Source organism: Actinoplanes rectilineatus, from assembly GCF_000962825.1.
GTDB classification, from domain to species: domain Bacteria; phylum Actinomycetota; class Actinomycetes; order Mycobacteriales; family Micromonosporaceae; genus Actinoplanes; species Actinoplanes rectilineatus.
Window position 1 is genome coordinate 59,599 of sequence record NZ_JZKF01000031.1, and the last position, 25,265, is coordinate 84,863.

Here is a 25,265-nt window from a genome sequence, read left to right on the forward strand (position 1 = left end):
ACCGCCGGCCGGTTCCGGTAGTGGTGGGTCACTCTGCCTCTCGGGTACGCGTCATCCACGGCACCCTGGCCCGCGGCGGGCCGCCTCTGCCCACTTCCGGCCGTCCCCGGCCGCCGGCTCATGTGCCCCGGTTCAGCTGAACCAGCGGCTGAAGAAGCCCTTCCGGCTCGTCGGGTTGTGCACCGTCGGGGTGTCGTCCTCGCGGGTCGGGGTGCTCGGCACGATCGGGCGGGGCCGCGGCGGCACGAACGTCGACGGGGTCGTCGAGCGGTAGACCGCGGGCTGCTGTGGCGTCTCCGGGTCGAGCTGGAGGTTGTTGAGCAGGTCGCGGAGTTCCTCGGCGGACGGGCGGCCGTTCGGGTCGTTGTCCATGCCGTAGCGCAGGATCGCGGTCAGGCCCTCCGGGACGCCGGGCAGGTCCGGGATCGGGTGGTTGAAGAGGTCCATCAGGGTGATCAGGCTGGGGCTGCGGTCGGTCGCCCACCGGGGTGGTCGGCCGTGCATGACCGCATAGAGGCTGGCGCACAGCGCATAGATGTCGGCGGCCCCGGACGGCGCGTCGTGGCGAAACGTCTCGGGCGGGGCGTACGCCGGGGTGAGGACCTCGAGGGTGACCGAGGAGTCGCGCATCTCGCCGAGCACCGCGAGACCGAAGTCGGCGAGCACCGCGGAGTTGAACTCGGAGTAGAGGATGTTCGCCGGTTTCACGTCGCGGTGCAGCACCCCGTTGGCGTGCGAGTGCACCAGCGCGTCGGCGATCTTGATGCCGACGTCGCGGGCCTCGACCGGGCCGAGCGGGGAGACGCGCATGCGGTCGAGGTAGGACCCGTCGCACAGCTCCATGATCAGGTAGGGGTGCTGGTCGACCGTGACGCCGACGTCGAAGAGGTCGACGACGTGCGGGTGGGACGACATGCGCCCGGCGGCGCGCGCCTCACGCAGGAAGCGGGCCTGGTCCCGGGGGCTGTCCAGGGTCCGGTTCTCCACCTTGATGGCGACTTCTCGCCCGACGGAGTCCTGGGTGGCTCGATAGACGGTGGCGTAACCACCACGCGCCATAACCGACAAACCGGACATGCCTGGCACGTAAGGTACCGGCAAGGCGCCAGGCGGAGTCTCCGTCACATCAAAGAAAATACGCCAGCCGGATTCACGATCATCCTGGCACGTCAGACGCGTAGGCGACAGTTTCCTCCGGAGTCGGCCCGAACCCGGCCAGGAGCAGGGTGTCCTGCAGTTCCTCGGCCGCCGCACGCTCACTCGACTGCTCCGTCGAGTGGGCGAGCCGGACCGCCTCCTCCGCCGCCGCCCGCGCCTCGTCGCACCGGTCCGCCGCGGCCAGCACCCGGGCCCGGACCATCGCCGCGACCACACTGCTGCGGACGTCCTCCGCGGAGGCCTCACCAGCACGTTCGATCCAGGTCAGCGCCGACTCCACCCGCCCCTCGGCGAGCAGCGCGGACGCGTACACCGCAAGAGCGTGCCGCCGCGAGAAGAGCAGCGACGGCGTCGACGTGTCACTCGCGATCGGTGCCAGCAGGCCGATCGCGGTCGCCGCATCGCCGGCCCGGGTCCGCGCCTCGGCCAGCAGCACCCGCGGCCCGACCTGTGCCGGAGCCAGCGGATTGTGCGGCTCGACCGCGGTCATCACCCGCCGTGCGTCGGCCTCCGCGGTCTCCAGGTCGCCGAGCTGCATCGCCACGAACCCGCGGAGCGTGCCGGCCATCCCGAGCAACAGCGGGTGGCCGGTGCGATCGGCGTACTCGAGAGCATCGGTGAGCAGGTCGAAAGCGTGATCCAACTCACCGAGACCGCGGGCGATCGCACCCCGGACCACCAGGGCGAGACCACGCCCCCAGTCGTCGGCGACCTCGTTGAACTCCCGGTACGCCCGGCGCGCCTGCCCGTCCGCCGCCCCCAGATCGCCCAGCTCGGCGGCGGCGTACGCCTCGACCACCCGCAGGGTGCCGACCGCCCAGCCCTCACCGACCCGGTCCCCGAACGGCAGGAAGATCCGGGCCAGCCGGCGGGCCTCCTGCAGACGGCCGGCCAGCAGCCGGGCGAACGCCGTGGTGCCGCGCAGCCAGGCCCGGCCGACCGGATCACCCAGCTCGGCGAAGAGACGGGCGGCCCGGCCCAGCACCGCGTCGGTGCCGGCGAAGTCACCCCGGGTGGTGGTCACCCAGGCCAGGTTCTGCAGCGCCCAGGCCTGCCCGTGCCGGTCCCCGGCGGCCAGCGTCACCTGGTACGCCGCGGCGAACCGGCTGCTCGCCTGGCTGAGTTTGCCGGCCAGGAAGTCGGCCATGCCGAGGCGGCGCATCGCGTTGGCCCGCTCCGGCAGCAGCTGCGCCTCGGTGGCCACCTCGAGCGCCTCCTGCCAGGCGCTGACCGCGCGTCCCTGGTCGCCGAGAGCCTCGTAGGCCCGGCCGACCACGATCATCGACTCGGCGCGGCACACCGGGTCGTCCTGGGCGCTCACGGTGATCTTCTCGCCGTACGCCAGCGCCTCCTCGGCCCGGCCCAGGCGCAGCAGCGCACGGGCGTGCACCAGCTGATCGGGCAGCGGCAGGCCGTCGCGGGCCAGGGTGGTGGCGCGTTCCGCGTACTCGATGGCGGCGGCCGGTTCGATGTTGGCCAGCGCCCGGCGCGCCATCCGGCCCAGTGCCGCCACGGCCAGCGGCGCGACCTCACGGGCCGTCGCGTCCGGGCGCAGCCGCACCGCGTCGGCCAGTTCCACCGCGCACTCGGCGTGGGTGGCGATGAACGCGTCCCGCTCGTTGTCGGTCAGGTTGAGCCGGACCGCGCCGTCATGACCGTTCCGGACCGTCTCCGGCGCGGCCCAGGAGGCGAGGTACGCGTGCCGCTCCGCCAGGTCCGCCTTGCCGAGGTTCGCGTACGCCGCCTCGCGCATCAGCGGCGTGCTGAACTGGAACCCGCCCCGGGCCCGGTGCAGCATGCGCCGTTGCAGCAGTTCGTCGACCGCCCGTTCGAGCGGCTCGGTGACGCCCTCGTTGCTGGCCCGCCGCTCGTGCAGCGCCTCCAGCACCCCGCTGGGCACCGTCGTGCCGGCCACCGAGGCGTCGCGCAGCACCGACCGGGGTTCCGCCGGGAGCGCGTCGATGCGGGCCGCCAGGACGGCGGCGAGGTCACGGGAGAGCAGCTGGCTGCCGAGTGATCCGGCGGCGAGCTGCCAGCGGCCGGCCGCGTCGGCGCCGACCGCCGGGGTCAGCGCGCCCCGCTCCATCAGCAGGGTGACCATCTCGACCAGGTAGAACGGGTTGCCCTGGGCGGTGGCGAGCAGCCGGTCGACGTCCTGCTGCGGCAGTTTCCCGCCGTTGAGGTAGGACGTGAGCAGCCGGGACGCGTCGGCCCCCCGCAGCGGCGGCAGGGTGTGCACCTCGGCGTCGGCGACCCGGGTCAGCGCGCCCGCGGTGCGCACCAGCTCGGGGCGGCCGAGCAGCAGCACCATGACCGCGCCCTCGAGCCGGGACAGGGTGCTGCCGAGCGCGTCGACGGTGGTGGCCGTGGCGTCGTGCAGGTCGTCCACGATCAGCAGCATCGGCGCCTCGACGGCGAGCGCGTTGAGCAGGTCGGCGACGGCGATCGAGATGGCCTCCGCGTCGACCCGTTTGGCGCTCGGCGGCCAGTCGGCGGGGGCGGCCGGGCCGACCGGGTTGGCCGGGGCGTCGCCGTAGCCGAGCAGGGCGAGCAGCCGGTCCAGGTCGATCTGGGCGCCGAGCCGGCCGGCCAGTTTGCGCAGGCGTTCCTCGACGACCGGTCGGCCGACCGTGGCGGTCAGGTCCTTGGGCAGGCCGGCCGCCTTGCGGACCAGGTCGGCCAGGGGTGCGTACCGGCGCCGTTCGCCGAAGGCGCGGCAGCGCACCCGCAGGACGCGGGCGCCGTGCCCGGCATACGGCCCGGTGCCGGGTTCGAACCCGGCGGCCAGTCGCTTGACCTCGCCGGCGAACCGGGACTTGCCGATGCCGGCCTCGGCGGTCATCACCATCACTCGGGGGTTGCCCGAGTCGATCACCTCGGCGAGCCGGCCGGAGACCCGGCCCAGCTCGGTCTCGCGGCCCACGAACGGCGCCTCGTCGCCCAGACCGGACCGGGTGCCGGGGGCGTCGTGCAGGCCGAGCAGCTCGTAGGTGGGCACCGGCTCGCGCTTGCCCTTGAGCCGCAGCGGCCGCAGCTGCCGCCAGGACGCCACGTGCCGGGTGCCGGCGCTGGTCCGCTCGCCGGCGTAGACCGCGCCGACCGCGGAGGCGTCGGCCAGCCGGGCGGCGGTGTTCACCGTGTCGCCGATGACCGTGTATTCGATGCCGGCCTGCATGCCGGCGACCACCTCGCCGGTGTTGAGGCCGACGCGCAGGCCCAGCGGGGCGCCGCCGCCGCGCTCGTCGTCGAGCACCCGGCGGACCGCACGCTGCATGCTCAGCGCCGCGCGGACGGCCCGTTCGGCGTCGTCCTCGTGGGCCACCGGGGCGCCGAAGACCGCCATGATCCCGTCGCCGGTGAGCTTGTCGACGTGCCCGCCGAAGGTCTTCACCGCGCCGGCCAGGGCGGCCAGGACCCGGTCGGTGACCGCACCGACCCGTTCCGGGTCGAGGTCCTCCGACCAGGAGGTGAAGTCGGAGAGGTCGCCGAAGAGCACGGTGACGATCCGGCGCTCCGCGGCGGGCAGCGACGCCGCAGCCGGGAGGGCCGCACCGCAGTGGTGGCAGAAGCGGGCGCCGGGAACCGCGACGGTCCCGCACACAGGGCAGGTCACGGCCGGTCCAACCGGCCGGGACCGGTCGCTGATTCCCGATCACGGGCGCGCAGGTAGTCGAGTTGGGCGGCGGCCGACCACTCGGCCGCGAACCGCACGCCCGGATCGATGTCCGGATAGACCAGGTCGACGACCGCGGCCGGGGTGTCCGCACCGGCCGCCATCGCGGCCTCGACCTGGGCCAGCCGTTCCCGGCGATGCCCGAGATAGAAGTGGGCGCGCTCCGCGGTGTCGTCGCGGGCCGGTCCGTGGCCGGGCAGCATCAGCACTCCCGGGTACGCCGTGAGCAGTTCCAGACTGCCCAGATAGTCCCGCAGGTCGCCATCGGGACGGGCCACCACTGTCGTGCCCCGGCCCAGGATGGTGTCGCCGGTGAACATCACGCGGTCGTCCTCATGCTCGACGAGAAAACACACCGAATCACTCGTGTGTCCCGGAGTCTTCAGGACCTGTATTTCCAAACCGTTCCCGGTGAGCGGCCGGCCGGCGTCCAGGGCGTCACCGGCGAGGACCGGAATCCCGCCGAGGAGTTCGGCCAGCCGGGCCGCGCCCTCCACATGATCGTGATGACCGTGCGTGATCAGGATGTGGCCGACCGGGCCGTGCTCGGCGATCCGGCGCAGATGGCCCTCGTCAAGCGGTCCGGGATCGATCACGGCGGCGACCGGCTCTCCCGGCACCCGCAGAATCCAGGTGTTGGTGCCGTCCAGTGTCATCGGACCCGGATTGGGCGCACGCAGCAGCGTCACCCAACCCGGCAGCCTGTCGACGTCCACCGACTCAGGCTCAGCACCCCCCATGACCCGAATCGTACGTCGGTCCGTGGGCGATGGCCGAGACACGATGTCCGTTCCCGTCACCTTCGGTCACCAAAAGCGGCCGAATCACCGCAAGATCACGCCACTTCGGCGATGACCTCGACCTCCACCGGGGCACCCAGCGGCAGCTCGGCCACGCCGACCGCGCTGCGCGCGTGCCGGCCCTGCTCGCCGAGGACCTCACCGAACAGGTTCGACGCTCCGTTGATCACGGCCGGCTGACCGGTGAAGCCCGGTGCCGACGCGACGAACCCGGTCACCTTGACGATCTTGACGACCCGGCCCAGGCCGACGAGCGCGTCGATCGCGGCGAGCGCGTTCAGCGCGCAGATCCGGGCCAGGTCGGTGCCCTGCTCGGCGGTGACCTCGGCGCCGACCTTGCCGGTCAGCTGCAGCTTGCCGTCGACCATCGGCAGCTGGCCGGAGACGTAGACATGGTTGCCGGACTGGACGGCCGGCACGTAGGACGCCAGCGGCGGAACGACCGTCGGCAGCGTCAGGCCCAGCTCGGCGAGCTTGGCGAACGCGTCCACGCCACCCTCGCCGGCGACCGGCGTCGGGGCGGTCACGGCTTGGGCCGCTTCAGGTAGGCCACGAGCTGCTCGGGGTTGGGTCCGGGAACGACCTGGACGAGCTCCCAGCCGTCCTCGCCCCAGTTGTCGAGGATCTGCTTGGTCGCGTGGACCAGCAGGGGCACGGTCACGTACTCCCACTTCTGCATGCCTGAGCTCTCCTTATCCGTTCGGTTATCGGCACAGCTTAGGGCTCGGGAGACCGGGCGTTTGGTTAGGCTGAGCGAGAGAATGTATGCAAAGTGCACATGTCATAACGGAGGGCGACTTGACGCATATTGCGCGACATCGGGAGCGGGGCCACCCGGAACCGCTGCCGTCGCCTGAACCCGAGCCGCCGATGCCGTTCCCGCCCGGCGAGCCGATCCCGGCGCCCGAGCCACCGCACACCCTGCTCACCACCACGGTCGAGCATCCGGTCCTCACCGCCGACACGGTCGTCCAGCCCACGGTCGGCGGCGGATTCCCGGCGTACCCGGTGGTCGATCCCACCGAAGTGATCTCGCACACCCCGCCGGCCTGGCCCGTGCACCACGGCACACCCGGCCAGCCGGATCCGATCTGGGCCGGGCCACCGGCCGAACGGCGCGACTCCAACCGGCGCTCGACCGTGTACCTGACGCTGGCGTTCGCCGCCACGCTGCTGCTCTGCGGGGGTGGCGCGGTCTCGGCGTACCTGCTGGTCCGCGACTCGGAGACCGGCGGCGCACCGGATCCGGCGACCGCGGTCAACCGGTTCCTCACCGCCGTCTACACGCAACAGGACCCGACCGCCGCGCGGGATCTGGTCTGCGGCAAGTCCCGGGACGAGTCGAAACTCGCCACCCGGGTGCAGCAGATCAGCGCGTACGCGCACGCGCACGACGGCGCGGTGTTCCGCTGGGACGAGCCGGTACTGGCCCGCGGCAACGAGGAGAAGGCCGAGCTCACGGTCCGGGTGGTGATGTCGACGGCGGACGAGCGCACGGCCGCACAGAGCCTCGAGGTCACGGTCATCCGGAAGACCGGCTGGCTGGTGTGCGAGGTGTCCGGCTGACCACGGGCCGTACCGTGGGTACATGGGCGAACACCGGAACTGGCCGGAGCGGCTGCACGTGGTGACCGGCAAGGGCGGCACCGGCAAGACAAGCGTCGCCGCCGCCCTGGCCCTGGGCCTGGCCGCCGGCGGCCGGCGCACCCTGCTCGTCGAGGTGGAGGGGCGGCAGGGCATCGCCCAGCTGTTCGGCCTCGACCCGTTGCCGTACGCGGAGAAGCGGGTGGCCACCACCAGCGGCGGCGGTGAGGTCCGGGCACTGGCCGTCGACCCCGAGGAGGCCCTCCTCGAATACCTCGACATGTTCTACAAGCTCGGCGCGGCCGGGCGGGCGCTGCGCAAGGTCGGCGCCATCGACTTCGCCACCACGATCGCGCCCGGTCTGCGCGACGTCCTGCTCACCGGCAAGGTCAAGGAGGCGACCACCCGGTCGCACGACGGCCGCCGGGTGTACGACGCGGTGGTGCTCGACGCCCCGCCGACCGGGCGGGTGGGCCGGTTCCTCAACGTCACCGAGGAGACCGCCCGGCTGGTCAAGGTCGGTCCGATCAAGACGCAGAGCGAGAGCGTCGCCGCCCTGCTGCGCTCGCCGATGACCGCGGTGCACGTGGTCACGCTGCTCGAGGAGATGCCGGTCCAGGAGAGCCTGGACGCGATCGGCGAGCTGACCGCACTGCAGATCCCGGTCGGCCGGGTGCTGGTCAACAGCGCCCGCCCGCCCCTGCTGCCGGCCGGCCGGGTCACCAAGGCGGAGATCAAGCGGGGCCTGGTGGCGGCCGGCCTGCCCGCCGCGGCGGCCACGGTGTCCCAGCTCGCCGCCGAGGCGCAGGCCCATCTGACACGCCGGGAGCTGGAGCAGTCGCTGCGGATGGAGCTCACCGAGATGGGCCGTCCGGTCGTCGAGCTGCCGCTTCTTCCGGACGGTGTGGACCGTGCCGGGCTGGAACAGCTCGCCACCCACTTGATGCGGGCTTGATCAGGCGGATCCCGGATCTAGCGAACTACCCTGGATTGGTGGCTATGAGCGCTCCCCGCCTCACCGTTCCGAGCTTGAACGTCGACGGGCTCCTCGCCGATCCGGCGATCCGCATCGTGGTCTGCTGCGGGGCCGGCGGGGTCGGCAAGACCACCACCGCCGCGGCGCTCGGCCTGCGCGCGGCCGAGGTGCACGGCCGCCGGACCGTGGTGCTCACCATCGACCCGGCCCGCCGGCTGGCGCAGTCGATGGGGCTCACCGAGCTGGACAACACCCCGCGCCAGGTCAAGGGCATCGACGCCGGGCAGACCGGCGGTGAGCTGCACGCCATGATGCTCGACATGAAGCGCACCTTCGACGAGGTGGTCGAGCAGCACACCACCCCGAAACGCGCGCAGGAGATCTTCGCGAACCCGTTCTACCAGGCCATGAGCTCGACCTTCGCCGGCACGCAGGAGTACATGGCGATGGAGAAGCTGGGCCAGCTGCGGGCCGGTGACGAGTGGGACCTGATCGTGGTCGACACCCCGCCGTCGCGGTCCGCGCTCGACTTCCTGGACGCGCCGGCCCGGCTGTCGCGGTTCCTCGACGGGCGCATGCTGCGGATGCTGCTGGCCCCGGCCCGGTCCGGCGGGCGGAGCATGTTCAGCCTGGTCACCGCGTCGTTCGGGCTGTTCTCCCGAGCCGTGCAGAAGATCCTGGGCGCCCAGTTGCTGACCGACCTGTCGGGCTTCGTCGCGGCGCTGGACTCGATGTTCGGCGGGTTCCGGCAGCGCGCCGATCAGACGTACCGGATCCTGCAGGACCCGCAGACCGCGTTCCTGCTGATCGCCGCCCCGGAACGGGACGCGGTCCGGGAGGCGGCCTACTTCGCCGAGCGCCTGGTGTCGGAGCGGATGCCGCTGGCCGGCCTGGTGGTCAACCGGATGCACGAGACAGCTCTCGACGGGTTCTCGGTGGCCGAGGCCGAGGAGGCGATCGAGCGGCTGACCGCCGAGGGCGGCCACGAGACCGCGGTCGACGTGCTGCGGATCCATGCCTCGCTGGTCCGGCAGGCCCAGCGGGAGACCCGGGTGGCGGCCGGCTTCACCGAGGCGTTCCCCACGGTGCCGGCCACCTCGGTCGCGGCGCAGCCCGCCGACGTGCACGACGTCGACGGGCTGCGGACGATCGGAGCTCTTCTGGCGTGATCAGCTCTCGGCGCCCGCTCAGCGGGTGGAGACGAGCACCTTGTCGGCGCCCTTCTCCCGCAGCGCGGCCTCGAACATCTTCCGCCAGCTCGCCACGTGCGGGTGCCGGCGCAGCAGAGCCCGCCGTTCCCGTTCCGTCATGCCTCCCCAGACGCCGAACTCGATGCGGTTGTCCAGGGCGTCGGCGAGGCATTCGTAGCGGACCGGGCAACTGCGGCAGATCCTCTTCGCCACGTTCTGCTCGGCTCCCTGCACGAACAACGCGTCAGGGTCGCCACTCTGACACGCCGCCATGCTGGGCCAGTCGCTGATCATCCCCATTGGTAAACGTCCCCCCTAGCTTTCACCCCCGAACGTCCCGCGGCCTCCGTGTCCCCCATGCCGCGCTGACGCCTGTGCGATGTCTCGCCGGACCATCATGCTCCGTAGTTGGGCGATTACGCAACGTTGTCCCTCAAATACGTATGGCCCGGTAGTTCCGGGCATAGCGGACGGCCGGGTCTGACTGAACGGGGGTACCTTTGGTGCAGATGGGGGAAAACCCTCCGCCGCTTGGGGTGACAGGGCACACTCGGATCGGGCAACGACGACCTTCTCGCCGGGCGGTCGCGTGCCTCGTTCGCGTACCCTGCTCGGGTGACCTCCTGGCTTCGCAGACGCGATCACAACATCTTCACGAACGCGACCTCGCTATTAGTGTGTGGCCTGCTGGCCGGCGTCGTCGTGGCCGCCGCGGCCTTCCCCGCCGCGGCGATGACCGGCCTGGCGGCCAAGGCCGGTGGACAGACCTTCGCCAACCTGCCCAGTGAGCTGAAAGACTTCAGCTCACCGCAGATCACGCGGATCTACGCGTCCGACGGTCGCACCCAGATCTCGCTGTTCTACGACGAGTTCCGCAGCGATGTCCCGCTGAAGGACATCTCGGTGAACATGCAGAACGCGATCATCGCGGCCGAGGACCGCAAGTTCTCCGAGCACAACGGCGTCGACCTCAAAGGCGTCGCCCGTGCCTTCGTGAGCAACAACCAGGGCGGCGCCCAGCAGGGCGCCTCCACCCTGACCATGCAGTACGTGCGGATGTCGCTGGCCTACTCGGCGACCAACCCGCGCGAGGTGATCGAGGCGACGAAGGACAGCCCGAAGCGCAAGATCACCGAGATGAAGTACGCCCTCCAGGTCGAGAAGCAGCTCTCCAAGGAGCAGATCCTCGAGCGTTACCTGAACATCGCGCCCTTCGGCAACCAGGCGTACGGCGTCTACGCCGCCAGCCAGGTCTACTTCAACAAGAAGCCGAAGGACCTGAGCATCGCCGAGGCCGCCATGCTCGCCGGCATGGTGAAGGCTCCGAGCAGCTTCAACCCGACCGTTCCGTCGGGCCACGAGCAGATCACCGCCCGCCGGGACAACTACATCATCCCCGGCATGGTCACCATGGGCGCGATCACGCAGGCGCAGGCCGACGAGGCCAAGAAGGAGAAGGTCCCGACCAAGGCGAAGAGTTTGGGCAACGGCTGCGCCTGGGTCGCCAAGAACCACTGGGGCTTCTTCTGCGACTACTTCTACCGCTGGTGGCTCAGCCAGGACGCCTTCGGCGCGACGTCGTACGACCGGGAGCGCCGGCTGAAGAGCGGCGGCTACAAGGTGGTCACCACGCTCGACCTGAAGGGCCAGGCCGGGGCGCGCAAGGAGATCACCGAGCGGCAGAAGGACACCGAGAAGAACGCGCTGCTGATCGCCGGTGTCGAGCCGGGCAGCGGCAAGGTCCGGATGCTCGCCACCAACCGCAAATACAAGCTCGACGACGCGGACGACCCGCAGAACAAGATCTCGTCAGACCCGAAGAAGGCGGCGAAGGGCGTCCGGGGCACCTACCCGAACACCACGAACCCGCTGCTGAGCGGTGGCGGCGACATCACCGGTTACCAGGCCGGATCGGTGTTCAAGATCTTCCCGATCATCGCGGGCCTGGAGGCGGGTCTGCCACTCGGCTACACGATCAACGCGCAGAAGACCTACAAGTCCGGCTACATCATTCAGCAGGGCTCGAAGGCCGCCTGCCCGGGAACGCACTTCTACTGCCCGCAGAACTCCGGCGGCGGCGGTGCGGGCGTCTACACCATGTGGTCCGCGTTCGCGAAGTCGATCAACACGTACTTCATCCCGCTCCAGGAACGGGTCGGCACCGACAAGGTCGTCGCGGTCGCCAAGCGCTTCGGCGTGCAGTTCCGTGAGGAGAAGGACGCGTACCGCGCCACCGAGGAGGGCGGCGTCAAGCAGTGGGGCGCGTTCTCGCTGGGCGTCATGGCGTCCACCCCGCTCGACATGGCGAACGCGTACGCGACCCTCGCCGGTGACGGCATGTACTGCGAGCCCACCCCGGTCGAGCAGATCACCACGAAGGACAACGAGAAGCTCGCCGTCGGCAAGCCGCACTGCATCCGGGCCACCACCAAGGACGTCGCCCGCGCCGCCCTGGACGCCGCCCGCTGCCCGGTCGGCGACTCGGCCCAGCTCGGCTCCTGCAACGGCGCGACGGCCGGCCCGACCCGCGGCATCGTGGGGCACCCGGTGTTCGGCAAGTCCGGCACCACCGACGGGGACAAGACCGCGTCGCTGATCGTCGGCACCACCAAGATCGTCGTGGCGGGCTACATGGTCAACCCGGACTACCCGGACCACAAGGACCACATGTCCCACCCGATCATCAACCCGACCGTGCAGTACACCGTCGCGAACTACATGAAGGGCAAGGACAAGCAGCAGTTCAAGAAGCCCAGCTCGAAGATCGCGAACGGTGAGCAGAAGTCCATCCCGGACGTCACCTGCGACTCGATCTCCTCGGCCAAGAACCGCCTGAAGGACGCCGGCTTCGACGTCTCCACCGGTTCCGAGGTCGAGTCGGACTGCCCGGCCGGCACCGCGGCGGGCACCAACCCGTCCGGCCGGACGATCAAGAACGGCGCCGTGGTGATCGAGGTCAGCAGCGGCAAGCCGAAGAAGGCCGACAAGCCCGACGACAACGATCAGCAGGGCGGCGGCGAACAGCCGGGCGGCCGGTAGCACCAGCCAGGACACCGGGAACGGGCGGGAGAGCTGATCTCCCGCCCGTTTCTCGTCGCGGCCGGCACCGCGTACCCCGGGAAGGTCTTGATCCGGGGTTTCTCAAGCCAGACGGCGGCGCACCTCGGCAGCCACCCGGCCGCCCTCCGCACGCCCCGCCACCGCGGCCTGAGCCGCCTTCATCGCCGGGCCCATCTGCGCCTTGGCGGTGAACCCGCCGGCCGCGAGCGCCTCCGCGACGATCTCGCCGATCTCGTCGTCGGTGAGCTGCTTCGGCAGATAACGGTCGAGGATCTCGCGCTCGGCCGTCTCCTTCGCCGCCTGCTCCGCCCGGCCCGCGTCGGCGAACGCCGTCGCCGCCTCCCGGCGCTTCTTCGCCTCCTTGGTCAGCACGGCCAGCACCTCGTCGTCGGAGAGCTCCCGGGCCTCGTCCCCGGCGACCTCGGCCGTCCGCACGGCGGACAGCGCCATCCGCAGCGTCGAGGTGGTCAGCTCGTCACGGGCCTTCATCGCGGTGTGCAGCTCGTCGTTCAGGCGGTCTTTCAACGTTCCCATGGACGGAGAAACTACCCTTGCGGGCATGCGCAAGCGCTCCCTTATTTCCGCCGCTGCCGCTCTGACCGCCATCGGCGGCGCGACCTTCGCCTACGCCTCATTGATCGAGCGCAACATGTTCACGCTCCGGCGCTTCGACGTCCCGGTGCTCGAACCGGACGCCGAACCGTTGCGCATCCTGCACATCTCGGACCTGCACATGATGCCCGAGCAGCGCCGCAAGCAGGACTGGGTGGCCGCGCTCAGCGGCGCCGACCCGGACCTGGTCGTGGTGACCGGCGACAACATGGCCTCACCCTGGGCGGTCCCGGGCGTGTTGCGGGCCCTCGACCCGCTGCTCGGCCTGCCCGGCGCGTTCGTCTTCGGCTCCAACGACTACCGCGGGCCGGTCTGGAAGAACCCCCTGCAGTACCTGCTGCCCGACCGGGAGTACGTGCAGGGCGCCGAACTGCCCGCCGAGGAACTCCGCGACGCGTTCGTCCAGGCCGGCTGGGCCGACCTCAACAACGCCCGGACCATCCTCAAAGCCGGCGGCCGCTCCATCGAACTGGCCGGCGTCGACGACCCGCACATCGAACGCGACGACTACGCCACCGTGGCCGGCCCGATCAGCGACGGCGCCGACCTGCACCTCGGCGTCACCCACACGCCCGCCTCCCGGGTCCTGGACGCGATGGCGGCCGACGGCTTCGCCCTCCTCCTCGCCGGTCACACCCACGGCGGTCAGGTGTGCGTGCCCGGCTACGGCGCCCTCACCACCAACTGCGACCTGCCCCAGGCGATGGCCAAAGGCCTGCACCGGTGGCCCGGCACCGACTCGTGGCTCCACGTCTCTGCGGGATTGGGCACACATCCCACCGCACCCATCCGCTTCGCCTGCCGGCCGGAGGCCTCACTCCTGACTCTGATACCTCGCTGACCTGGAGTTTTGCGTTTTTGGGGTACCGATTTCCATGGGGGCGGGAAGGTCGGCTAGTATTTACCTCGCAGCTCGGGGTGTGGCGCAGCTTGGTAGCGCGCTTCGTTCGGGACGAAGAGGCCGTGGGTTCAAATCCCGCCACCCCGACCAGGTTGCAGTGCAGGTGAGGGCCGGTCTCCGGAAACGGAGAACCGGCCCTGACTTGTTTCCGGGGTTGATCGGCCCTGACCTTGCTTCCGCCCGAGTCGGCCGTCTCCTGATAGGCGGACGAACTCGAACGGGCGAGCAAAGGAAAGCCGCCGCTTCGTGTCGAAGCGGCGGCCAGTAAATACCTACTTGTCAGGCTTATCGTGTAAACCGGCGGTTTGCGCCTTGTGGGCGGTTCCCGTCGACACGGCCGTTCACCAGGCCGATTTGACGCTGGACGGTCACTGTCGGTCGTTCACCGGCACGGTCGCTGTCGGTCTTTCCGCCGACACGGTCGCTGTCGGTCTTTCCACCGACACGGTCACTGCCGGTCTTTCACCGGCACGGTCGCTGTCGCGCGTCCGGCGGCGAAGGGATGCCGTGCCACCGCCCGTACGGCGATCGGAGCGCGAACCGCGCCACACGGCGGACCGTTCCGAGCGGCGATCAGAGCGCGAGCTGCGCCCGGGCCGGTACGCCGGCCACCACCGGGCCCACGGTGCGGGGTGCGGCCTGCTGAGGGACCGCGTAAGGGCCCAGCATCGACTCGACGGCGGGAGCCACCGGCGGGCGGTCACCCACCTGCATCAGGCGTGTGGCACGGGCGAGTGAGCCCGTCTCGCCGTCGCGGAAACCTTCCCGGTATCCACGCTCGTACCGCTCGCCGCGGCCGAGAGCGCGACCAAGAGCAAAACACGAGGAGCCGGCCAGGGCGAGTAGGAAGAGCATCGCGAAGGGTGTCACTGGTCTGTCCTTCCGGGCGCGAGCCACTAATTAGGCGAAAACTACCCCAAACAGACATAGGATGCGGTATCGGAGAGATCAAGTACGCCAACGGGTGACGACGAGGGGCGGCGTGTTCCCGTCACGGACGGCCTGACAAGCTTGAACCTTGTGACTGACTCCATCGACCTCGCCCGCCGGGTCCGCAGCGTGAGCCGTCTGACCGGCGAGTTCACCCTCCGCTCCGGCCGGACCGCCACCGAATACTTCGACAAGTACCAGTTCGAGGCCGACCCGGTCCTCCTCGACGAACTGGCAGAGCGACTCGCCATCCTCATCCCCGAGGGCACCGAGGTCCTCGCCGGACTCGAGATGGGCGGCATCGCGGTCGTCACCGCTCTCGCCCGGCACGCCAAGCTTCCCACCGCCTTCGTCCGCAAGCAGGCGAAGCAGTACGGCACGGCCCGCCTGGCCGAGGGTGCCGAGGTGGCCGGCCGCCGCGTGCTGGTCGTCGAGGACGTGGTGACCTCCGGTGGCCAGGTCGTCCTGTCCACCAACGACCTGCGCAAGCTTGGTGCACACGTGGACCACGCGGTCTGCGTGATCGACCGCCAGGAGGGTGGTGCGCAGGCGCTGGCCGCCGAGGGCATCACCCTGCGCCCGCTGCTGACCCGCGCCGACCTGGACGCGGCCGCGGAGTAACCGACCGCCGCAAACGATGGCGAGCGCCGGCCGGGCATTCTGCGGTCGGCGCTCGACGCTTTCCAGGCGGCTTCCAGGCGACGGTGACGGTGACCGGCGCCCGGAGAGCGAGCATCACCTGAAGAACGGGCCTTGTCCGAGAACGAGCGCTGTCCGAACGGCGGTCACCGCGACGAGCGGGAATCAGTCGAGGCTGTACCCCGGCGGGGAGCCGACGGGCGCGCCACGGCCTGGAGCGGGCAGACGGCCGCGCCACGCCGCAGCCACGAGAGGTGTGGTTCGGTTCGGGCGGTTCGGCGCGTACAAGAAGAAGTGCAAGAGAAAGAAGCTGAGCTCAGGAATCGCGGGTCTCCGCACGGACCCAATCCAGGTACGCCGGATTGCCGGCCAGGATGGGCAGGGCGAAGACGCAGGGCACGTCGTAGGGGTGTTCGGCCTCGGCACGGGCCACGATCGCCGGGACCAGGTCGAGGCGGGTGTGCAGGGCGACCCGGGACTCCGGATCGTCCTGGACGGCGCCGTCCCAGCGGTAGAGGGAACGGATCGCCGTGATCTGCTGCCCGCAGGCGGCCAGGCGGTCGGTGACCAGGGAACGGGTGAAGGCGGCCAGCCACTCCGGGTCGGCGGCCGTGATCACCACCTCGCAGACGTCCGGCATCTCGCTCATTTCCCGAACTCGGCGGCGATCAACTCGGCCACCTGGACCGTGTTCAGGGCCGCGCCCTTGCGCATGTTGTCACCGGTGACGAAGAAGGACAGGGCGCGCGGATCGTCCATCGCCCGGCGGATGCGGCCCACCCACGACGGGTCGGTGCCGACCGCGTCGATCGGCATCGGGAACTCGTCGGACTCCGGGTCGTCGACGACGATCACGCCGGGGGCGTTGCGCAGCACCTGACGGGCGCCGTCGGCGGTCACCTCGGCGGCGAAGACGGCGTGCACGGCGATGGAGTGGCCGGTCACCACGGGGACCCGGACGCAGGTGGCGGATACCTTCAACGCGGGCAGGCCGAGGATCTTGCGGGATTCGTTGCGGAGTTTCAGCTCCTCGGAGGACCAGCCGAGGGCGGACAGCTGCCCGGACCAGGGGACCACGTTGAGGGCGAGCGGCGCCGGGAACGGCCCGAGGTCGTCGCCGACGGCCTGCCGGACGTTGCCGGGGCGGGAGCCGAGCATCCGGTCGCCGGCGACCTTGGTGAGCTGGTCGTGCAGGGTGTCCACGCCGACCTGGCCGGCGCCGGAGGCGGACTGGTAGGAGGCCAGGACGAGTTCGCGCAGACCGTACTCGTAGTGCAGCGGGGCCACCGCCATGATCATCGTGGCGGTGGTGCAGTTGGCGCTGGACACGATGCCGCGCGGGCGGTGCCGGGCCACCTCACGGTTGGCCTCGGGCACCACCAGGGGCACGTCCGGTTCCATCCGGAAGGCGGCGGAGTTGTCCACCACGACGACGCCCCGCTCGACGGCGATCGGCGCCCACCGGGCGGACACCTCGTCGGGCAGGTCGAACATCGCCACGTCGACGCCGTCGAAGGCCTCCGGGGTCAGCTCGCCCACGGTCAGCTGCTCGCTGCGACAGGTCAGCATCCGGCCGGCCGAGCGGGCGGATGCGAGGAGCCGGATCTCGCCCCAGACGTTGCGCCGGGACGAGAGCAATTCCAGCATGACGGAACCGACGGAGCCGCTGGCTCCGACGACGGCGAGCGTGGGCTTCGCCATCGGCCGCTTTACCGGCCGGTGCCGCCGTAGACCACGGCCTCCTCGTCGCTGCCGAGCTCGAAGTGGTCGTGCACGGCTCGGACCGCGGTGTCGAGGTCGGTGTCGCGGCAGACCACCGAGACCCGGATCTCCGAGGTGGAGATCATCTCGATGTTGACGCCGGCCGCGCCGATGCAGGCGAAGAAGCCCGCGGCGACCCCCGGGTGCGACCGCATGCCGGCGCCGATCAGCGAGACCTTGCCGACGTGGTCGTCGAAGAGCAGGCTCTTGAACTTGATCTGGTCCTTGATCTTGTCCAGCGCGGCCATCGCGTTCGGCCCGTCGGCCTTGGGCAGCGTGAACGAGATGTCGGTGCGGCCGGTGCCCTCGGTCGAGATGTTCTGCACGATCATGTCGATGTTGATCTCGGCCTGGGCGACCGTCTCGAAGATCCGGCCGGCCGAGCCGGGCTCGTCGGGCACACCGACGATCGTGATCTTCGCTTCGCTGCGGTCGTGGGCGACCCCGGTGATCAGTGCTTGCTCCACGTCGAGGTCCTCCATCGAGCCGGTGACGAGCGTGCCTTCTTTGTTCGAGTACGACGAGCGTACGTGGATCGGCACCTTGAAGCGCCGCGCGTACTCCACGCATCGCAACATCAGCACCTTCGCCCCACCGGCCGCCAGCTCGAGCATCTCCTCGTAGGTGATCTGCTTGATGTGCTTGGCGTTGGGGACGATCCGCGGGTCGGCGGTGAACACGCCGTCCACGTCGGTGTAGATCTCGCAGACGTCGGCGTGCAGGGCCGCCGCCAGCGCGACAGCCGTGGTGTCCGAACCTCCGCGGCCCAGCGTGGTGATGTCCTTGGTGTCCTGGGAGACGCCCTGGAACCCGGCGACGATCGCGATCGCGCCCTCGTCCAGCGCGGTGCGCAGGCGGCCGGGCGTCACGTCGATGATCCGGGCCTTGCCGTGCGCCGAGGTGGTCAGCACGCCGGCCTGCGACCCGGTGTAGGACCGCGCCTCGTAACCCAGGTTGTGGATCGCCATGGCGAGCAGCGCCATCGAGATCCGCTCGCCCGAGGTGAGCAGCATGTCCAGCTCGCGGCCGGGCGGCAGCGGGCTGACCTGGTTGGCCAGGTCCATCAACTCGTCGGTGGTGTCACCCATCGCCGAGACCACGACGACCACGTCGTCACCGGCCTTACGGGCGGCCACGATGCGCTCCGCGACGCGCTTGATGCGCTCGGCGGTAGCCACCGACGAGCCACCGTATTTCTGCACCACAAGAGCCACGGCGAAACCAATCCTCCGGCTACACGTCGCCACCACCCTAGCCGCGCATCCGCGCCGCCTCGACATGCGATCCCAGAATCCGGCCTGCCACGCGCGACACGCCGGGTCCGACGGAGTGGTGCCGCGCGGCTTCCCGGGCCGCGGGACGAGAATGTCGCGATGCGCCTTGCTTCCGAGACCCGACGCGGTTTGTCCGTGTTGACCGTCGTCACGTTCCTCGCCCTGGGCCCGGCCGGGTGCGGCGGGGACGCGCCGGAGGCCGCGCCTGCCTCGGCCATCCCGGCCACCTCCACCGCGCCACCGAGTTCCGACGCCCGCAGCGCGCTGGCCGGGCTGGCCGCCCTGGGCCTGGACCGCCGGTACGCCGCCCTCTACCGCCTCGACGTCGGCGACGGCGCCCCGCGTGACGTGGTCGCGACCGTGGCGACCGACGGCAGCTGGCGGGTCGACATCCCGCGGGGCGCGCAGGCCGGCACCGCGGACGTGTCGGTGGTCCGCACCGCCGCCGGCGTCTACGTGTGTTCGCTGCCGTCGGTGACCAACCCGGTGACCTCCAGCTGTGTCCGGGTCGCCGAGAAGGGCGAGAAGGTGCCCCGCCGGTACGACCCGAAGGTGCAGCGCCTGTTCCGCCAGTGGCTGACCGTCTTCACCGACCGGCAGTCCGCACTCGCCGTCACCGCGGTGCAGCCGCTGGAGGGCGCCCAGGGCTCCTGCTTCTCGGTCGACTCGGTCTCGGCGTCGCTGGACGCGCCGGTCGACGTCGGCGTCTACTGCTACTCGGCGGACGGGCTGCTCACCGCGGCCCGGGTGGAGTACGGAGTGCTCACTCTGGTCAGTCAGGTCGCCGGGCCGGCCACGGTGCAGCTGCCGGGTGTGGAGGTGAGCGGTGAGCCGCTGGGCACGACCAGCCCGTCGCCGGCGCCGCAGCCGTCGTACAGTCTGGCGCCGCCGGCCTGACTTCCCACGATCCGGGCGAATGGTTCGCCACCCGGAAGTGGATCACGTAACGTGTGGGGCGACATGTGGCGCGCGTTCCTTCTCCTTCGCTGCCGCGACGAGGCCTCATCCCAGGCCGGCACCTCGTCGCGGAGTTGATGCACGCCGCCTGCTCGTCTTTTCTTCGACAGGAGCAGTCACATGTCCACCGACAACCCCTTCGCGACTCAGCGCGCCAGCGCCATGCCGTTCCAGCGCTACGAGGCGTACAACAAGCAGTTCGCGGTGCCGCTGACCGACCGGCAGTGGCCGGCGAAGGTCGTCGAGACGGCCCCCCGCTGGTGTGCGGTCGACCTGCGTGACGGCAACCAGGCGCTGATCGACCCGATGTCCCCGGAACGCAAGCGGCGCATGTTCATGCTGCTGGTGAAGATGGGTTACAAGGAGATCGAGGTCGGGTTCCCGGCCGCCAGCCAGACCGACTACGACTTCGTCCGCCAGCTCATCGAGCAGGACCTGATCCCGGACGACGTCACCATCCAGGTCCTGGTGCAGTGCCGCGAGCACCTGATCGACCGGACGTTCGAGTCGATCCGCGGGGCCAAGCGCGCGATCGTGCACTTCTACAACTCGACCTCGACGCTGCAGCGGCGCGTGGTGTTCGGCCTGGACAAGGACGGCATCACCGACATCGCCACCACCGGCGCCCGGCTCTGCCAGAAGTACGCCGAGATCCACACCCCGGACACCGAGATCTTCTACGAGTACTCGCCCGAGTCGTACACCGGCACCGAGCTGGAGTACGCGCTGGAGATCTGCTCCGCGGTCATCGACGTGATCGACCCGACCCCGGCCCGTCCGCTGATCATCAACCTGCCGGCCACGGTCGAGATGGCCACGCCGAACGTCTACGCCGACTCCATCGAGTGGATGCACCGCCACCTGCCGCGCCGGGACAGCGTCATCCTCAGCCTGCACCCGCACAACGACCGCGGCACCGCGGTGGCCGCCGCCGAGCTGGGTCTGCTGGCCGGCGCCGACCGCATCGAGGGCTGCCTGTTCGGCAACGGCGAGCGCACCGGCAACGTCGACCTGGTGACCCTGGGCCTCAACCTGTTCTCCCAGGGCATCGACCCGCAGGTGGACTTCTCCGACATCGACGAGATCAAGCGCACCGTGGAGTACTGCAACCAGCTGCCGGTGCACGAGCGGCACCCGTACGCCGGTGACCTGGTCTACACCGCGTTCTCCGGCTCGCACCAGGACGCGATCAAGAAGGGTTTCGCGGCGCTGCAGGCCGACGCGGACGCCGCCGGCACCCCGATCGAGGCGTTCACCTGGGGCGTGCCTTACCTGCCGATCGACCCCAAGGACGTGGGCCGCACCTACGAGGCGGTCATCCGGGTCAACTCGCAGTCCGGCAAGGGCGGCGTGGCGTACATCATGAAGGAGGAGCACAAGCTGGAGATGCCGCGCCGGCTGCAGATCGAGTTCTCCGGCGTCGTGCAGCACCACACCGACGAGGAGGGCGGCGAGGTCGGCCCGCAGCAGATGTGGGACATCTTCGCCGGCGAATACCTGGTCGAGCACCAGACCCGGACCGCCTTCACCGTCGAGAACTACAGCACGGCCACGGTGGACGGCAAGGTCGAGATCGACGTCGAGGTGTTCCATCGCGGGGTACGCCGTCCGCTGGTCGGTGTCGGCAACGGTCCGATCGCCGCGTTCGTGCAGGCCGTCGAGCCGCTGGGGATCAAGGCGCGGGTGCTCGACTACAACGAGCACGCGATGACCTCGGGCGGCGACGCGCAGGCCGCGGCGTACGTCGAGGTGGAGGTCGGCGACCGCACCGTCTGGGGTGTCGGCATCGACTCCAACATCGTCAGTGCGTCCATCAAAGCGGTGACCAGCGCGGTCAACCGCGCGAGCTGAGCTTCACCCCCTCGCGTGCCGCGATCTGCGGCGCGCGAGGGTCGCACTTACTCTGGGGTACGTGTCCCCTCGCGCAACTCCCTGGTTCCTGTTCGCCACCACCGCCGTTCTGCTGACCGGCTGCGACGTGGTCGTCGCCGACGACCCGGCCGCCTCGCCCGGTTCCGGTTCCACCGGCTCCGTCTCCGCCTCCGAGTCCGCCGCCCAGTTGGAGAAGCTGACCGTGGCCGCGGCCGGCTCGATGAAGGGCTACAGCCGGGAGAAGTTCCCGCACTGGCGGAGCGCCGGCAAGAACTGCGACGTCCGTGACACCGTGCTGGAACGCGACGGTGAGAACGTCAAGCTCGACGGTTGCAACGTCGTCGGCGGCACGTGGAAGAGCTTCTACGACGACAAGGTGCTCGACGAGCCGCTCAAGGCCGACATCGACCACATGGTGCCGCTGGCCAACGCCTGGCGCTCCGGCGCCGACAAGTGGGACAACGACAAGCGCGGCGACTTCGCCAACGACCTGGAGCGGCCGCAGTTGTTCGCGGTGTCGGCCACTTCCAACCGGTCCAAGGGTGACCAGGACCCGTCGACGTGGAAGCCGCCGGCGGAGTCGTCGTGGTGCGTCTACGCCAAGGACTGGATCACCGTGAAGTCCCACTGGGAGCTGACGGTCACGACGGCGGAGAAGGCCACTCTCACCGACATGCTGGAAAACTGCGACTGAGCGGGGATTTTCCTCGTTGTCCTCGGGGTAACCGCCGATGGGGTCCACCATCGGCGGAGGCCTACCGTCACTAAGGAGTCCGATGACCGAGGACACGCAGAGCCGGACCACCGACATCGTCCCCGGACCGGGTGGGGTGATGACGGACGAGGTCGGCGTGGTGACCGGCGAGTTGACGTTGCGCAGTGAGCTCGCCGGCGCCGACTACACCCTGCGGGTGCAGTACAAGGAGGCCGAGGAGTGGTACGTCGTGACCGGCGGCAAGGCCACCCTGTCCGACCCGGCCGATCTGGACGCCGTGCACGGACTGGCGGTCGGCCTGCTGAACCGGCCGGAAGGCTAACCCTCCCTTTACACCGGCGTCCATAGGATCCCCCTGCCGCGGACACGCGGCATTCACGGGGAGGACCACCATGAAGCGCATCAACTGGCTGCCCGCGCTCGGAGCGGCTGCCGCCGGCACGCTCGCCCTCGCGGCGTTCGCGGCGCCCGCACAGGCCGCCACCACCGGTAAGGCCCACATGCCTCAGGACGGCTGGGTCAACTACATCGCCGCCTGGGGCCAGAAGAACAACGTCGTCGTCACCCGGTCCGGCAACACGATCATCATCGACGACGTGGTGAAGATCCGGGCCGGTAAGGGCTGCGTCGCGGTCAAGGGCGACAAGACCAAGGTCAAGTGCAAGTCCAAGGGTGAGCCCACGAAGATCCGGGTGCACCTGCGCGACAAGAACGACAAGCTGGTCAACAAGACCGACGTCGGCAGCCGGATCGACGCCGGCAACGGCAACGACCACATCACCCTGGGCGGGGGCGACGACGCCGTCTGGGCCGGGCACGGTTCGGACACCGTCTACGCCGGCGGCGGGAACGACACGATCTACGGCGACGGCTTCAACGCCGGCGAGAACCGGGGCGGCAAGCCCGGCAACGACGTCCTCAACGGCGGGGCGGGCGACGACCAGATCCACGGTGACGGCGGCAACGACAAGATCCGTGGCAACGCCGGGCGGGACAGCCTGGACGGCGGCGAGGGCAAGGACGACTGCGCACCGTCCAAGGCGGACACCGCCGCCCTCTGCGAGGCCTGATTCATCGAGAGCCACCAGGGCCGCCGACCGGTTCGTCCGGTCGGCAGCCTCATCATTCGCGTGAAGTTCAGATCCCTAACACTGATTTGACACCCGTACGCATAGCGTCCGGCCCATCGAGGTCGGGCATCGGTGTCCGGCTATCCGCCTTCGGGGGAATCAATGGCACGGTCACCATGGCTCGGGCGAGCCGGGATCACCCTGCTCGTCACCGCATCGGCCGGTGTTCTGACGGCCGCCCCGGCGCAGGCCGCTTCCACCGGCACTGCGACGTCGACCAGCACGGGTGTCACCTTCAAGGCCGCCTCCGGCAAGGTCAACAAGGTCACCCTCAGCATCTCCGGAAAGACGGTCACCATCGATGACCGCGTCGCCCTCAAAGCCGGAAAAGGCTGCAAACAAGTCAAGGGCGACAAAACCCGAGTCACCTGTACGCTCCTGAGCACCGCCTACCAGCCGATCCGGGTCCACCTCGGCGACCGGGACGACACGGTCATCAACAAGTCCGGTGCCGGCATGTTCGCGTACGGCGGCTCCGGCAAGGACACCCTGACCGGCGGCACCGGCGGTGACGAGCTCTACGGCGAGTCCGGCGCGGACCGGATCCACGGCGACGGCGAGCACGACTACCTGGACGGCGGCACCGGCAACGACGTGCTGTACGGCGACGGCGGCTGGGACATCCTGTGGGGCGGCAGCGGCGACGACACCCTGTGGGGCGGCGCCGACGACGACCAGATGGCCGGGTCCACCGGCGACGACAGGATGCACGGCGACATCGGGAACGACGACATGTCCGGCGGCTCCGGCGCGGACACTCTCCGGGGCGACTCCGGCAACGACTACCTGAGCCCGGGCACCGGTGCGGACGTCATCCGCGGCGGCTCGGGCACCGACATGGTCTCCTACAGCGGCCACACGAAGCCGGTGACCGTCAACCTGGACGGCAGGAAGAACGACGGCGCCAAGGGCGAGGGCGACACCGTCGCCACCGATGTGGAGAACATCTACGGCGGTGAGGGCGACGACCACCTCACCGGCGACGGCCGGGCCAACCGGATCGTCGGCTGGTGGGGCGACGACGTCATCCGCGGCGGCGCCGGCAACGACGACATCGACGGTGACGTGGGCGCGGACCTGCTCTACGGCCAGGCCGGCGACGACCGGCTCGCCGGCACCGACGGCGAGGCCTGGGGCCAGCCGGACCTGCTGGACGGCGGCGCCGACACCGATTACTGCCACCTGCAGGACAACGACCGGCAGGCCGACTGCGAACAGGTGGTCCAAGGCTGATGGCACGTTCAACTCTGCTCGTCCGGGCCGGAGCGGTCCTGCTGGCCGCCTCCTCGGCCGGTCTCCTGGCCGCCACGCCCGCCCAGGCGGCGTCGGCCGGGAAGGCCCGGGTCGACGGCGCTGTCGTCCGGTTCATCGCGGCACAGGGCCAGACCAACAAGGTCACCTTCACCCGTTCCGGCCGGACCGTCACCATCGACGACCGGGTGCGGATCACGCCGGGCGCCGGCTGCACGGCGGTCAAGGGCGACAGCACCAAGGTCCGGTGCACGCTTCCCACGCTGACCGGTGCGGCGCTGACCGCGCTGCTGCGTGACCGGGACGACACGCTGGTCAACAAGACCGACATCGGCATCGACGGGATCGGCGGGGCGGGCCGGGATCGGCTGACCGGCGGGCCCGGCGACGACTACCTCAACGGCGACACCGGCGCGGACCGGATCGACGGTGGCGGCGGTGCCGACCGGCTGTACGGCGGCAACGGCGACGACCTGATCTACGGGCGGGCCGGTGACGACTTCATCGACGGCGGCCACGGCAACGACACCGCCTGGGGTGGCGCCGGCAACGACCTGCTGCGCGGCACCGGCGACCGGGACCGGCTGCACGGCGGCGCGGGCGCCGACGTGCTCTACGGCCGCTCCGGCCGGGACGAGCTGTGGGGCGACGCCGGTGACGACACGATCCACGCCGGTACCGCGATCGACGTCGTCCGCGGCGGCGCCGGACGGGACTCCTGCTTCGTCGAGGCGAAGGACCGCACGACCGGCTGCGAACAGATCACACGTGAGAAGTAACGG

23 protein-coding genes, 1 tRNA gene and 1 pseudogene are annotated in these 25,265 nt (G+C 70.4%); 14 read left to right on the forward strand and 11 right to left on the reverse strand.

Annotated elements, in window-relative coordinates:
* Positions 1 to 132: 132 nt before the first annotated feature.
* The 5 genes from WH85_RS23330 to sp36 all read right to left on the reverse strand — a co-directional run bounded on the left by WH85_RS23330 (position 133) and on the right by sp36 (position 6,310).
* Positions 133 to 1,125 (reverse strand): protein kinase domain-containing protein, encoded by a 993-nt coding sequence (locus tag WH85_RS23330; RefSeq protein WP_045744097.1) that lies wholly within the window; start codon positions 1,123 to 1,125, stop codon positions 133 to 135.
* Positions 1,126 to 1,156: 31 nt separating this feature from the next.
* Positions 1,157 to 4,771, reverse strand: a complete 3,615-nt coding sequence (locus WH85_RS23335) for an adenylate/guanylate cyclase domain-containing protein (protein ID WP_045744098.1) — start codon at positions 4,769 to 4,771, stop codon at positions 1,157 to 1,159.
* On the reverse strand, positions 4,768 to 5,571 hold the full coding sequence (locus WH85_RS23340; RefSeq protein ID WP_045744099.1) for an MBL fold metallo-hydrolase: 804 nt from the start codon (positions 5,569 to 5,571) through the stop codon (positions 4,768 to 4,770). Before WH85_RS23340 ends, WH85_RS23335 begins: the two co-directional genes overlap by 4 nt.
* Before the next feature lie 95 nt (positions 5,572 to 5,666).
* A complete protein-coding gene (locus tag WH85_RS23345) occupies positions 5,667 to 6,158 on the reverse strand; it encodes a RidA family protein (protein ID WP_245674060.1) in 492 nt (163 codons plus the stop codon).
* The gene (gene sp36, locus WH85_RS50675) at positions 6,155 to 6,310 is read right to left on the reverse strand and encodes a Sp36 family protein (RefSeq protein WP_157411184.1); all 156 of its coding nucleotides are present in this window, start codon (positions 6,308 to 6,310) and stop codon (positions 6,155 to 6,157) included. The genes WH85_RS23345 and sp36 overlap by 4 nt, the downstream gene beginning before the upstream one ends.
* 119 nt (positions 6,311 to 6,429) lie before the next feature.
* On the opposite strand from sp36, the gene WH85_RS23350 reads away from it, so the two are divergent.
* The 3 genes from WH85_RS23350 to bagB are packed head-to-tail and all read left to right on the forward strand — an operon-like array spanning position 6,430 to position 9,360.
* Positions 6,430 to 7,197, forward strand: a complete 768-nt coding sequence (locus WH85_RS23350) for an Rv0361 family membrane protein (RefSeq protein ID WP_157411185.1) — start codon at positions 6,430 to 6,432, stop codon at positions 7,195 to 7,197.
* Positions 7,198 to 7,219: 22 nt separating this feature from the next.
* Positions 7,220 to 8,170, forward strand: coding sequence for an ATPase BagA (bagA, locus tag WH85_RS23355; RefSeq protein ID WP_045744100.1), 951 nt, complete (start codon positions 7,220 to 7,222; stop codon positions 8,168 to 8,170).
* 44 nt (positions 8,171 to 8,214) lie between these two features.
* Entirely contained in the window at positions 8,215 to 9,360 is a 1,146-nt protein-coding gene (bagB, locus tag WH85_RS23360) for an ArsA family ATPase (RefSeq protein ID WP_045744101.1), read from the forward strand.
* 18 nt (positions 9,361 to 9,378) lie between these two features.
* Here the strand turns inward: bagB and WH85_RS23365 are convergent, their stop codons facing one another.
* A complete protein-coding gene (locus tag WH85_RS23365) occupies positions 9,379 to 9,681 on the reverse strand; it encodes a WhiB family transcriptional regulator (RefSeq protein WP_041832981.1) in 303 nt (100 codons plus the stop codon).
* A 315-nt stretch (positions 9,682 to 9,996) separates the two neighbouring features.
* Here WH85_RS23365 and WH85_RS23370 point away from each other — a divergent pair, with 315 nt between their 5' ends.
* Positions 9,997 to 12,420 (forward strand): transglycosylase domain-containing protein, encoded by a 2,424-nt coding sequence (locus WH85_RS23370; RefSeq protein WP_045744102.1) that lies wholly within the window; start codon positions 9,997 to 9,999, stop codon positions 12,418 to 12,420.
* Positions 12,421 to 12,522: 102 nt separating this feature from the next.
* Here WH85_RS23370 and WH85_RS23375 read toward each other — a convergent pair whose 3' ends face one another.
* Positions 12,523 to 12,975 carry a GatB/YqeY domain-containing protein gene (locus WH85_RS23375; protein WP_045744103.1) on the reverse strand — a complete coding sequence of 151 codons (453 nt, stop codon included), beginning with the start codon at positions 12,973 to 12,975 and terminating at the stop codon, positions 12,523 to 12,525.
* A gap of 25 nt (positions 12,976 to 13,000) precedes the next feature.
* Between WH85_RS23375 and WH85_RS23380 the strand changes: the two genes are divergently transcribed.
* Together WH85_RS23380 and WH85_RS23385 are read left to right on the forward strand one after the other, a co-directional pair.
* Positions 13,001 to 13,894, forward strand: a complete 894-nt coding sequence (locus tag WH85_RS23380) for a metallophosphoesterase (protein WP_045744104.1) — start codon at positions 13,001 to 13,003, stop codon at positions 13,892 to 13,894.
* 73 nt (positions 13,895 to 13,967) lie between these two features.
* Positions 13,968 to 14,044, forward strand: a tRNA-Pro gene (locus WH85_RS23385).
* Positions 14,045 to 14,527: 483 nt separating this feature from the next.
* Here the strand turns inward: WH85_RS23385 and WH85_RS23390 are convergent.
* Complete coding sequence (locus tag WH85_RS23390) at positions 14,528 to 14,824, reverse strand: hypothetical protein (RefSeq protein ID WP_045744105.1); 297 nt, start codon at positions 14,822 to 14,824, stop codon at positions 14,528 to 14,530.
* A 150-nt stretch (positions 14,825 to 14,974) separates the two neighbouring features.
* Between WH85_RS23390 and pyrE the strand changes: the two genes are divergently transcribed.
* Complete coding sequence (gene pyrE / locus WH85_RS23395) at positions 14,975 to 15,505, forward strand: orotate phosphoribosyltransferase (RefSeq protein WP_045744106.1); 531 nt, start codon at positions 14,975 to 14,977, stop codon at positions 15,503 to 15,505.
* Positions 15,506 to 15,839: 334 nt separating this feature from the next.
* Here the strand turns inward: pyrE and cutA are convergent, their stop codons facing one another.
* From cutA to WH85_RS23410, 3 genes are read right to left on the reverse strand one after another with little or no spacing between them, the layout of a single operon-like run.
* Positions 15,840 to 16,172, reverse strand: a complete 333-nt coding sequence (gene cutA / locus WH85_RS23400) for a divalent-cation tolerance protein CutA (protein ID WP_045744107.1) — start codon at positions 16,170 to 16,172, stop codon at positions 15,840 to 15,842.
* A complete protein-coding gene (locus WH85_RS23405; RefSeq protein WP_045744108.1) occupies positions 16,169 to 17,224 on the reverse strand; it encodes an aspartate-semialdehyde dehydrogenase in 1,056 nt (351 codons plus the stop codon). The genes cutA and WH85_RS23405 overlap by 4 nt, the downstream gene beginning before the upstream one ends.
* Positions 17,225 to 17,232: 8 nt before the next feature.
* Positions 17,233 to 18,498 (reverse strand): aspartate kinase, encoded by a 1,266-nt coding sequence (locus WH85_RS23410; RefSeq protein WP_045744109.1) that lies wholly within the window; start codon positions 18,496 to 18,498, stop codon positions 17,233 to 17,235.
* 195 nt (positions 18,499 to 18,693) lie between these two features.
* On the opposite strand from WH85_RS23410, the gene WH85_RS23415 reads away from it, so the two are divergent.
* From WH85_RS23415 to WH85_RS23445, 7 genes and pseudogenes are all read left to right on the forward strand, one after another.
* Entirely contained in the window at positions 18,694 to 19,455 is a 762-nt protein-coding gene (locus WH85_RS23415; RefSeq protein WP_157411186.1) for a hypothetical protein, read from the forward strand.
* Between the two features lie 180 nt (positions 19,456 to 19,635).
* Positions 19,636 to 21,366, forward strand: coding sequence for a 2-isopropylmalate synthase (leuA, locus tag WH85_RS23420; protein WP_045744111.1), 1,731 nt, complete (start codon positions 19,636 to 19,638; stop codon positions 21,364 to 21,366).
* Positions 21,367 to 21,427: 61 nt separating this feature from the next.
* Complete coding sequence (locus WH85_RS23425; RefSeq protein WP_045744112.1) at positions 21,428 to 22,081, forward strand: HNH endonuclease family protein; 654 nt, start codon at positions 21,428 to 21,430, stop codon at positions 22,079 to 22,081.
* Between the two features lie 43 nt (positions 22,082 to 22,124).
* Positions 22,125 to 22,424 (forward strand): annotated as a pseudogene (locus tag WH85_RS23430) (hypothetical protein); the annotation flags it as partial.
* Positions 22,425 to 22,494: 70 nt separating this feature from the next.
* A complete protein-coding gene (locus tag WH85_RS47305; protein ID WP_052720726.1) occupies positions 22,495 to 23,172 on the forward strand; it encodes a calcium-binding protein in 678 nt (225 codons plus the stop codon).
* Positions 23,173 to 23,334: 162 nt separating this feature from the next.
* Positions 23,335 to 24,465, forward strand: coding sequence for a calcium-binding protein (locus WH85_RS47310; RefSeq protein ID WP_052720728.1), 1,131 nt, complete (start codon positions 23,335 to 23,337; stop codon positions 24,463 to 24,465).
* The gene (locus tag WH85_RS23445; protein ID WP_052720731.1) at positions 24,465 to 25,262 is read left to right on the forward strand and encodes a calcium-binding protein; all 798 of its coding nucleotides are present in this window, start codon (positions 24,465 to 24,467) and stop codon (positions 25,260 to 25,262) included. The genes WH85_RS47310 and WH85_RS23445 overlap by 1 nt, the downstream gene beginning before the upstream one ends.
* Positions 25,263 to 25,265: the final 3 nt, after the last annotated feature.